This window comes from Frankia nepalensis, assembly GCF_016786325.1.
Taxonomy (GTDB): domain Bacteria; phylum Actinomycetota; class Actinomycetes; order Frankiales; family Frankiaceae; genus Pseudofrankia; species Pseudofrankia nepalensis.
On the sequence record NZ_JADWYU010000055.1, the window covers coordinates 824 to 9,834 of the forward strand.

The window sequence follows — 9,011 nt, forward strand, 5'->3', positions numbered from 1 at the left end:
GCCCCCCCCACCCCCCCCGCCCCCGGCCCCCCCCCCCCCGCCGCGCCAGTCCCGTTCACGGGCCGGGTCAGCCAGCGTAACGGGCCCGCAGCTCGTGCTTGAGGATCTTCAGGGTGGCGTTGCGGGGCAGCGCGTCGACCACCTCGAGCCGCTCGGGGATCTTCTGGACCATCAGCCCGGCGCCGCGCAGGAACGCCGCGAGCTCGGCGAGCGTCGGCGGCTCGGCGCCGGGCGCGGGCTCGACGACCGCGCAGACCAGCTCGCCGCGCTCGGTGTCCGGCAGCCCGATCACGGCCGCGGCGGCGACCTTCGGGTGCTGGTAGAGCAGGTCCTCGACCTCCTTGGCGGAGACGTTCTCGCCCTTGCGGATGATGACGTCCTTGAGCCGGCCGGTCAGGGTCACGTGCCCGTCTGGGCGCAGGAAGCCCAGGTCGCCGGTGCGGAACCAGCCGTCGGCGTCGAACGCGGCGGCGGTCGCGGCGGGGTCGGTGTAGCCGGCGCAGACCGTGACGCCGCGGACCCGTACCTCGCCCTCGACGCCGACCGGCGCCACCGTCTCGCCGGTGCCGTCCGCGCCGTCCGCGCCGTCGGTGCTGTCGGTGCGGTCAGAGCGCACGACGCGCACCTCGACGCCGGGCAGCGGGGCGCCCTCGGAGTGCATCAGCGCGTCGTCGCTGTCGGCCGGCGACCCCTGCGTGATCATCGGGATCTCGGTCATGCCGTAGCCGTGCGCGACCGGGATGCCCAGCTCGCGCCGCACGTCGGTGAACAGCTCGGGGGGCTTGGGCGCGCCGCCGCCGGCGAGCAACCGCAGCGTCGGGACGAGCGGCGCTTCGGGAGTCGGCGAGCCGCGCTGCGCGGCGAGCAGCGCGGTGTAGAAGGCGGTCGACCCGCCGGCGATCGTCACGCCGTGGCGGCGGTAGGCCGCGACCGCGTCCGCCGGGACGAACGCCTCCAGCAGCAGCGCCGGGAAGCCGACGGACAGCATCATCGCCAGGTAGTCCGGCCCGCCGATGTGCGCGACCGGGAAGGCGATCGAGCCGACGTCGTCCGGCCGCGCGCGCAGCGCGAGCGCGAGCCCGACACCGGCGGCGACGAGCGTCGCGTCGCGGTGGCGCACGCCCTTGGGCGCCGAGGTGGTGCCGGAGGTGAAGTAGATCCAGCGGACCGCCTCGCCGTCGGTGGGCGGGGGCGGCAGCGTCGCCGGGTCGCCGTCGGGCAGGCCGGCCTCGCCGGCGCCGACGACGAGGACCTCCGGCGGGTCGGCGAGGTCCCTCGAGGCGGCCGCGGCGAGGGCCACGTAGTCGGTGCCGCGCCAGACGCCCGGCACGCACAGCAGCCGGGCGCCGGTCTCGCGCAGCGCGACGGCGACCTCGCGCTCCCGGTAGATGTGGATGATCGGCACCTGGACGGCGCCGAGCCGGGCGAGCGCCATCGACAGCACGACCGTCTCGACCCGGGTGGGCAGCTGCCAGCACACCGCCGTCCCCGGCGCGACGCCCAGCGCCGCGAGCCCGGCGGCCACCCGCTCGGCCCGCGCGACCAGGTCGGCGCAGGTCAGCCGGACCTGGCCTGTCGGGGTGTCGGCGAGCAGCAGCGGCGCGTCCGGCGTGAGCTCCGCCCGGCGCGCCACCAGGTCCCACAGCGTGGCCACGTCCGCGCCAGTGATCATCGGCGCCTCGGCGGTCGACGCCGTCGTCCGTGGGCTCGTCATCGGGCCGCCTCCAGGTTCTCGAGGTCCAGGTCGTCCGGGCTCCAGGTCCTCCGGTTCCAGGTCCTTCGGGCGCCCGCGGCAATATAGAACTCGTTCTAACTCTCGCGCTACGGGGTGACGACGGCGCGGCCGCGCAGCGCGCCCTCGTCGAGGGCGCGGTAGGCGTCGGCGACCGTGTCCAGCGTGAAGACCTCGACCAGGCTGCGGATCCTCCCGGCGGCGGCGAGCGCGACGACGGCGCGCGCGTCCGCGATCGTCGAGCCCTGGAAGGTGAAGACCTCGGCCTCGCGGGGCAGGCCGCCGTACCAGGGCGCGCGCAGCGTCCCGCCACCCGAGCCCACCAGGCCGAACGCCCCGGTCGGCCGCACGGCGCCGATCCCGGCCGCGATCGTCGCGTCGGTGCCGACGAAGTCGAGCACGGCCGCCGCGCCGCCGCCGCTGGCCTCCCTGAGCAGCCCGGCGACCTTCCCCGCCTCGCCCGGCTCGCCGCCGACGCCGACGACCGTGTCGTCCGCGCCCAGCTCCCGGGCGACGACGAGCCGGGCCTTCGACGTGTCGACGGCGACGACCCGGGCCGGCGAGCAGGCCTTGAGGTGCTGGATCGCGAACCCGCCGAGACCGCCCGCGCCGAGGACGACCGCGGTGCTGCCCGGTTCCAGCACGGGCAGCACCCGGCGCACCGCGTGGTAGGACGTCGCGCCCGCGTCGGTGAGCGGCGCGGCGGCGACCGGGTCGAGCCCGTCGAGCCGGATCAGCGCGCGCACCGGCGCGACGACGTACCGCGCGAGCCCGCCGTCGCGGCCATAGCCGCGCCCGGCCAGACCGTTCGGGCAGGCGCTGTCCCGCCCGGCCAGGCAGTACGAGCAGCGCCCGCACGACGCCGGCGACACCAGCGCGACGCCGGTGCCGACCGGCGGGGCGTCAGCCGTCTCGGGACCGAGCTCGGCCACCGTGCCGGCGATCTCGTGGCCGAGGGTGAACGGCACCCGCCAGCCGATCGCCGCGCCGATCTCACCCGGGATCTGGGACATCGTCAGGTCCGAGTGGCACAGCCCGTTCGCGGCCACCGCCACCAGGACCTCGCCGGGCCCGGGCTCAGGCACCGGCACGTCCACCATGCGGGGCTGCTCGAGCCAGGCGTTGATCCGATACGCCGGCATGAGCCTGGTCGCGCCGGTGCTGGTCATGGGACCTCCCGCGGAGCGGTAAGACCTGACGGTCCGTCAGATCCGATGTTAGCGTCGGAAAACACGCCGAGAACAAGAAGGGCGGCTCCCCGGGCGGCCGACGGGCCGCGGCGCGGGCCGCGAGAAGGGACGAGGGCATGGCGAGCGGCGGCGACGGTACCGGTGGCGACGAGCACTCCTTCGGTGAGCTGCCCAGGGTCATCAGCGTGGACGACCACGTGGTGGAGCCCGCGCACCTGTGGAGGACCTGGCTGCCCGCGCGGTTCCGCGACGCGGGGCCGCGGGTCGAGCGGCGCGGCATCGGCGTCATGGAGCACGTCGGCGGCGGCAGCTACCGCCAGACGTTCGACCCGGACGGCCCGAAGGCCGACTGCTGGATCTACGAGGACCTCGTCTACATCAACAAGCGGCACGTCGCGGCGGTCGGCTTCGACCGCGACGACATGACGATGTCGCCGATCACCTACGACGAGATGCGGCCGGGCTGCTACGAGCCGGCGGCCCGGCTCGCCGACATGGACCTCAACCACGTGGAGGCGTCGCTGTCGTTCCCGACATTCCCGCGGTTCTGCGGCCAGACGTTCGCGGAGGCGCGCGACCGGGAGCTCGCCGCGGCCTGCGTCGTCGCCTACAACGACTGGATGGTCGAGGAGTGGTGCGGCGACTCCCGCGGGCGGCTGATCCCGCTGTGCATCATCCCGCTGTGGGACGCCGAGGCCTCGGCCGCCGAGGTGCGCCGCAACGCGGCCCGCGGGGTGCGGGCCGTGTGCTTCAGCGAGATCCCGCCGAAGCTCGGCCTGCCGAGCATCCACAGTGGCTACTGGGACCCGCTGTTCGCCGCCTGCGCCGAGACCGGGACGGTCGTGTGCATGCACATCGGCTCGTCGTCGCAGATGCCGGCGACGTCCGGGGACGCGCCCGTCGCCGTCGCCGCGACGCTGTCGTTCAACAACGCGATGGCCTCGCTCGCCGACTGGCTGTTCTCCGGCGTGCTGGTGCGCTTCCCGACCCTGAAGCTCGCCTACTCGGAGGGCCAGATCGGCTGGCTGCCCTACGCGCTGGAGCGGGCCGACGACGTGTGGCTGGAGCACCGCGCCTGGGCGGGGGTGCGCGACCTCGTCCCCGAGCCGCCGTCGACCTACTTCCGCCGCCAGGTGTACGGCTGCTTCTTCCGGGACCGGCACGGGCTCGCGTCACTGGCCTCGATCGGCGTGGACAACGTCACCTTCGAGACCGACTACCCGCACACCGACTCGACGTGGCCGCATACCAGGAAGGTCGCCGAGGAGATGATGGAGGGCCTCGACGCCGCGACCGTCCGCAAGATCGTCCGCGGCAACGCCATCCGCATGCTGGAGCTGGACCTGGCGCCCTGAGCCCGGCGCGGGGCGGGCACGGCGGGACGGCGCGGGGGCGGCTGGCGCGGCAGGCCTCGCCGGCCCCGGGCTCTGCCACGATGGGTCCATGCCGAATCCCGCCGCCGTCCGCGCCCGCTTCCACCTCGCCGCCGAGGCGTTCACGGCTGTCGTGGCGGAGGTCGTCACCGACCAGTGGGACCGGCCCGGGCTCGGCGAGTGGTCGGTGCGCGACCTGGTCGGCCACGGCAGCCGGGCGTTCCTGACCATCGAGGCCTACCTGGCGACGGCACCGGCCGCGGCGACAGCGCCGACCGCGGACGCCCCGGAACTGGCCGACGCGGCCGCCTACTACCGCGCGATCCGGACGGCGCTGACGGACCACGCCGCGGTCACCCAGCGCGGGCGGGACGCGGGCGCCGCGCTCGGCGCCGACCCGGCCGGCGCGGTCGCGAAGATCGCGGCGCGGGTGGACGAGCTGGTGCGCGCCACACCGGACGACGCGGCGGTCACGACGCCCTGGGGCCGCCTGCGCCTGGTCGACTACCTGCGCACCAGGACCTTCGAGCTCACCGTGCACGGCCTCGACCTCGCCAGGGCCATCGGCGCCCGGCCGCCGGCGGCCATCGCCGAGCCGGTCCGTGACTGCCTGCTGTTCGCCGCCGAGATCGCCGGCGATCTGCCCGCCGCCCCCGACCTGCTCCTCCTGCTCGTCGGCCGCGAGAACCTGCCCGCCGGCCTCAGCGCGGTCTGAGCGCCGCCCGGCCCCGGCTGCCCCGGCCCTGGCCGGTCCGGCTCAGGCCCGGCCGGCCTCGAACGCGTCGATGTCGGCGAGCAGGCTCGCCGCGAGCTCCGGCGGGGCGAAGCTGGCGCGCACCGACGCCCTGGCGAGCTCGGCGACCTCCGCCAGCCCCCAGCCGTAGGCATCGGCGCAGGCGGCCCACTCGGCCTCCAGCCGGTAGCCCATCGCCGCCGGGTCGTCGGTGTTGACCGTGACCGCCACCCCGGCCGCGAGCAGCGCGGGCAGCGGGTGGCTCGCCCGGTCCGGGTACAGGCCGAGCGCCAGGTTGGACCGCGGGCAGACGCCGAGCGGCACCCGCTCGTCGACGAGGCGGCGCAGCAGCGCCGGGTCCTCGGCGGCGCGCACCCCGTGGTCGATCCGCTCGGCGCGCAGCAGGTCGAGCGCGTCCCACACCCCCTGCGGCCCGCTGGACTCGCCGGCGTGCACCGTGCGCCGGATCCCGGCGTCGGCGGCGCGGCGGAACGCGTCGGCGAACCGCGGGCCGGTACGCCCGGCGGCCCGCTCGTCGCCGTCGATCGACAGCGCGACCACCCGGACAGGGCGCGCCTCGACCAGCCAGTCGACCAGCTCGGCCGCGGCGGCCGGGGTCTGCTGGCGCAGCAGCGACGCGCACAGGTTGACCACGGCCAGCCCGTCCTGCTCGGCCTCGTCCAGGCCGGCGGCGAACGCCGCGAACAGCTCGCCGAGCCGGCCGTGCCAGGCGCCCCAGTGGGTCGGGTTGACGATGACGTCGGCGTAGCGCACCCCGGACGCGCTCTCCCGGGCGGCGAACCGGTACGCGGCCCGCGCGGCCTGCTCCGGCGTGCGCACCAGCCCGCCCTCCCAGTCGAGGAACCGCAGGAACGCCGACAATGTCGACTTGGGGGCGCCTGGCGCCTCCGCCGGCACGTCATGGGTGTCGACGTCGAACAGCGTCGCCGCCGGGCCAGGCAGCCCCACCCCGGCGGCCTTCGCGAGCTCCAGCAGGTCAGCGAGGTCGAAGCAGCCTTCCAGGTGGACGTGCACCTCGGCCTTCGGCAGCAGGCGGACCAGCGTCTCGTCGACGGGCCTGGCCTGGGCGTTCATGGAAGCTGTCACGAGTCGTGAGCCTTCGCGAGGCCCGTCGCGGCTGTCAAACGCGCGCGGGAAGACGTAACGCGCCGGTCATGAAGGGGCCCGCGGGCGGCCGCCGCCGGGACCGATAGGGAGATTCCGGATGTTCGGACCGGACCGCCGGCGTCTACGATCACGCCGTGCCCGCGCCGCCCACCGATGCTTCCGACCAGTCCCCCGAGGTACACGACCGGCGCGGAGAGCCGGCCACGGCCGGCGACCAGCCCGCCGCCGACCAGGCGGCGGGCCAGCCAGCGCGGCTGCCCTACCTGCTCTCGACCGTCGGGCTGGAGAGCATGACGGCGGTGACGGCGCCGTTCTTCGCGCGCACGCTCGGCGCGGCGCCGTTCGCGCTGGCCGGGGTGGAGGCCGCCGGGCGCGCTGGCGGGGCGGCCGCCCGGTACGGGCGCAACCAGCTGGCCGACCGGCGCCCCGGCCTACGCGGCGCCCTCGATGTCGCCGGCAGCGCGGGGCTCGCGCTCGCCGCTGGCTTCTTCGCCGCGAGCAGCGTGCTCTGGCAGGCCGGGGCCTGCCGCGCCGGCTCGTGGGCCGCCCGCGGGCTGGGGACGCCGCCGCTGCTGGAGGAGGCGAGCGCCACCGCGCCCGCGGCCCGCCTGGGCACCCGGCTCGGCTTCGAGCGGTCCGCCGTGGCGCTCTCCGCGGCCCTGGGCGCGGTCGTCGCGGTCGTGCTGCTGGAGTTCACCAGCATCCGGACCGTCATCGGGCTCGCCCTGGTGCCCGTCGTCCTCGCGGTGGTGCTCAGCGTCGTGGCGTTCGCCCGCGGCCGGGCCGGCGCCGCGCCGGACATCCAGGCGCCGACCCAGATAAAGATCACGAAGCTGCGCGGCAAGCCGCTCGGCGTGCTGCTCATCGGGATCGCCTGCTACGAGGCCTCCAACATCGCGGCCGTGCTGCTGTTGCTGCGAGCCGCGCGCATCGTCGGCACGAGCGACGTCCTGTCGACCCTGCAGCGGGTCGCGCTGTACTACGCGGTCTACCAGCTGGCCGCCGCCGCCTGCGCGGTCTGGGCCGGCCGGCTGGTCGACCGCGCGGGCACCGGCTTCGTGCTCGCGTGCGGCGGGGTGAGCCTGCTGCTGGCCTACCTGGGCTTCGCCTACGTCACACCGAACAGCGACGCCGTGATCATCGGCTGTTTCCTGCTCGCGGGTGCCGCGGCCGGCGCGGTCGACACGGCCGAGTACACCGGCGTCGCCAGGCTGACCGCGCCCGAGGCGCGCCGCGCCGGGTTCGGCATGCTCGCGGGCCTGCAGAGCGGCGGCCGGGTGTTCGCGACGCTGACCGCCGGAGGCCTGTGGAGCCTGATCAGCCCCAAGGCGGGTCTGCTCGTCTGCGGCCCGCTGCTCGTCGTCGCCACCGTCATCTTCCTGGTCCGCGTCGACCGTCCGGCCCGCGACCCGGACGAGGTCGCGGCCGGGCGGGCCTGACGGCGGCGCGTCAGCCTGGCTGGACACCGCCGAGGGCGGCGGTGACGGCCGCGGCGGCGGCGCGCAGGGCGGCGATCGGGTCCTCGCCGCCGGCCGCGGGGCCGCCGAGCGGGCCGTGGATGCCGATCAGCGTGAGGACCAGCACGGCCGTCCCGTCGCGGCCGAACACGGGGACGGAGACCGTGCGCAGCTCGTCGGCCGGGCTCCCGTCGCCGTCGCCGGACGGCGCGGGCGCGGCCGGAGACTCGTAGCCGGGCGGCAGCGCGCGGATCAGCCCGCGGACGGCGTCATGGGCCGGGTCCGCCGGGTCGGTCGGGTCGGCCTTGGCGAGCACCGTGTTCAGCTCGCCGTGCCAGCCACGGCCGCGCCCGACGGCGTAGCCGGCGGCGCGCACGGCCGCGAGCGTCGCCTCGAGCGCCGCCGCGGTGGCCGGCGGGCAGTCCTTCCCCGCCCGGTCCAGCCAGGCCCGCCGGGCCAGCGGCCCGGCCCATGCGACGAACGCGGTGCCCAGCGGCGGCAGGAACGGGATGCGCTGCCCGACCCTGGTAGGGGTCTCGGGAGACGATCCGGGCCGCGCGTTCGCGAGCAGCACCATCTCGTCGCCGACGGCGGCGCTGGCGACGCACTCGGCGCCCAGGCGCGCGGCCAGGTCCTCCATCCGCGGCCGGGCGATGTCGGCGGTCCGCAGTTGCACCGCCAGGTCGCCTTCCCAGGCGGCCAGCGACAGCGGCGAGAACCGGCCGTAGCCGCCCTGGAAGAAGACCAGCGGCAGCGCCGAGCGGCCGGCGTCGAGCGCGCGTACCCGGCCGAGCACCAGGTCGTGGTCGCCGGCCGGGTGGACCGCCTCCAGGTCGCAGTCGATCCAGGCCACGACGCCGTCGAGCAGCGGCGCGCCGGACGGCGCGGACCGCCAGGACAGCTCGGCGAACTTGTCGCCGCCGCGGACCGCGAACGTCCGGCAGACCGACTCCTGGTCGTAGCCGAGGATGTTGACGCAGAACCGGCCGGTCTCGGCGATCCGCGGCCAGCTGCTCGAGGAGCGGTCCGGGAAGAACGCGACCAGCGGCGGGTCCAGCGACGCCGACGAGAACGAGCCGACCGCGAGCCCGACCGGCGCTCCCGCCTGGTCCAGCCCGGTGATCACGGCGACCCCGGTGGGGAAGTTTCCCAGCACCCGCCGGAACCGCCCGGGGTCGATCGCCGGGTCGGCGGTGTTCGAGTCGCCGGTGCCCGGGGCCCCGGGGTCTGGCTGCTGCGGTGCCATGGCGTCGCGCTCCCTGGGTGGTGCGGGGTCCTGGCCCGGGGCGCGGGCCGGGAACCCTCGGCCGGTGGTCGCCTAAGGGCGCTTCCCGTGGATCTTGGTCGATGCGGGCGGCGTCCAGGCGGTTGCTCGCAAGGCGGAGGAGGAGTCCATAG

General features: G+C 76.1%; 7 protein-coding genes. 3 read left to right on the plus strand and 4 right to left on the minus strand.

The window, feature by feature from the left end; translation table 11 throughout:
* Nucleotides 1-67: 67 nt before the first annotated feature.
* On the minus strand, nt 68-1,714 hold the full coding sequence (locus I6A81_RS02495) for an AMP-binding protein (protein ID WP_203007262.1): 1,647 nt from the start codon (nt 1,712-1,714) through the stop codon (nt 68-70).
* A 107-nt stretch (nt 1,715-1,821) separates the two neighbouring features.
* Nucleotides 1,822-2,901: an alcohol dehydrogenase catalytic domain-containing protein gene (locus tag I6A81_RS02500; RefSeq protein WP_203007261.1), complete on the minus strand. Its 1,080-nt coding sequence runs from the start codon at nt 2,899-2,901 to the stop codon at nt 1,822-1,824.
* Nucleotides 2,902-3,038: 137 nt separating this feature from the next.
* On the opposite strand from I6A81_RS02500, the gene I6A81_RS02505 reads away from it, so the two are divergent.
* Together I6A81_RS02505 and I6A81_RS02510 are read left to right on the plus strand one after the other, a co-directional pair.
* Nucleotides 3,039-4,277 (plus strand): amidohydrolase family protein, encoded by a 1,239-nt coding sequence (locus I6A81_RS02505; RefSeq protein WP_203007260.1) that lies wholly within the window; start codon nt 3,039-3,041, stop codon nt 4,275-4,277.
* Nucleotides 4,278-4,365: 88 nt separating this feature from the next.
* Nucleotides 4,366-5,010 (plus strand): maleylpyruvate isomerase family mycothiol-dependent enzyme, encoded by a 645-nt coding sequence (locus tag I6A81_RS02510; protein ID WP_203007259.1) that lies wholly within the window; start codon nt 4,366-4,368, stop codon nt 5,008-5,010.
* A gap of 42 nt (nt 5,011-5,052) precedes the next feature.
* Here the strand turns inward: I6A81_RS02510 and add are convergent, their stop codons facing one another.
* Nucleotides 5,053-6,135 (minus strand): adenosine deaminase, encoded by a 1,083-nt coding sequence (add, locus tag I6A81_RS02515; RefSeq protein ID WP_307874418.1) that lies wholly within the window; start codon nt 6,133-6,135, stop codon nt 5,053-5,055.
* Between the two features lie 155 nt (nt 6,136-6,290).
* On the opposite strand from add, the gene I6A81_RS02520 reads away from it, so the two are divergent.
* Complete coding sequence (locus I6A81_RS02520; RefSeq protein WP_307874419.1) at nt 6,291-7,595, plus strand: MFS transporter; 1,305 nt, start codon at nt 6,291-6,293, stop codon at nt 7,593-7,595.
* A gap of 10 nt (nt 7,596-7,605) precedes the next feature.
* On the opposite strand, the gene I6A81_RS02525 is transcribed toward I6A81_RS02520, so the two are convergent.
* Entirely contained in the window at nt 7,606-8,859 is a 1,254-nt protein-coding gene (locus I6A81_RS02525; protein WP_203007258.1) for a flavin reductase, read from the minus strand.
* Between the last annotated feature and the right edge of the window lie 152 nt (nt 8,860-9,011).

Bases quoted from the DNA above. Each gene is read 5' to 3' on its own strand.
- I6A81_RS02495 (WP_203007262.1), bottom strand. From the start codon at position 1,714: ATGACGAGCCCACGGACGACGGCGTCGACCGCCGAGGCGCCGATGATC.
- I6A81_RS02500 (WP_203007261.1), bottom strand. From the start codon at position 2,901: ATGACCAGCACCGGCGCGACCAGGCTCATGCCGGCGTATCGGATCAAC.
- I6A81_RS02505 (WP_203007260.1), top strand. From the start codon at position 3,039: ATGGCGAGCGGCGGCGACGGTACCGGTGGCGACGAGCACTCCTTCGGT.
- I6A81_RS02510 (WP_203007259.1), top strand. From the start codon at position 4,366: ATGCCGAATCCCGCCGCCGTCCGCGCCCGCTTCCACCTCGCCGCCGAG.
- I6A81_RS02525 (WP_203007258.1), bottom strand. From the start codon at position 8,859: ATGGCACCGCAGCAGCCAGACCCCGGGGCCCCGGGCACCGGCGACTCG.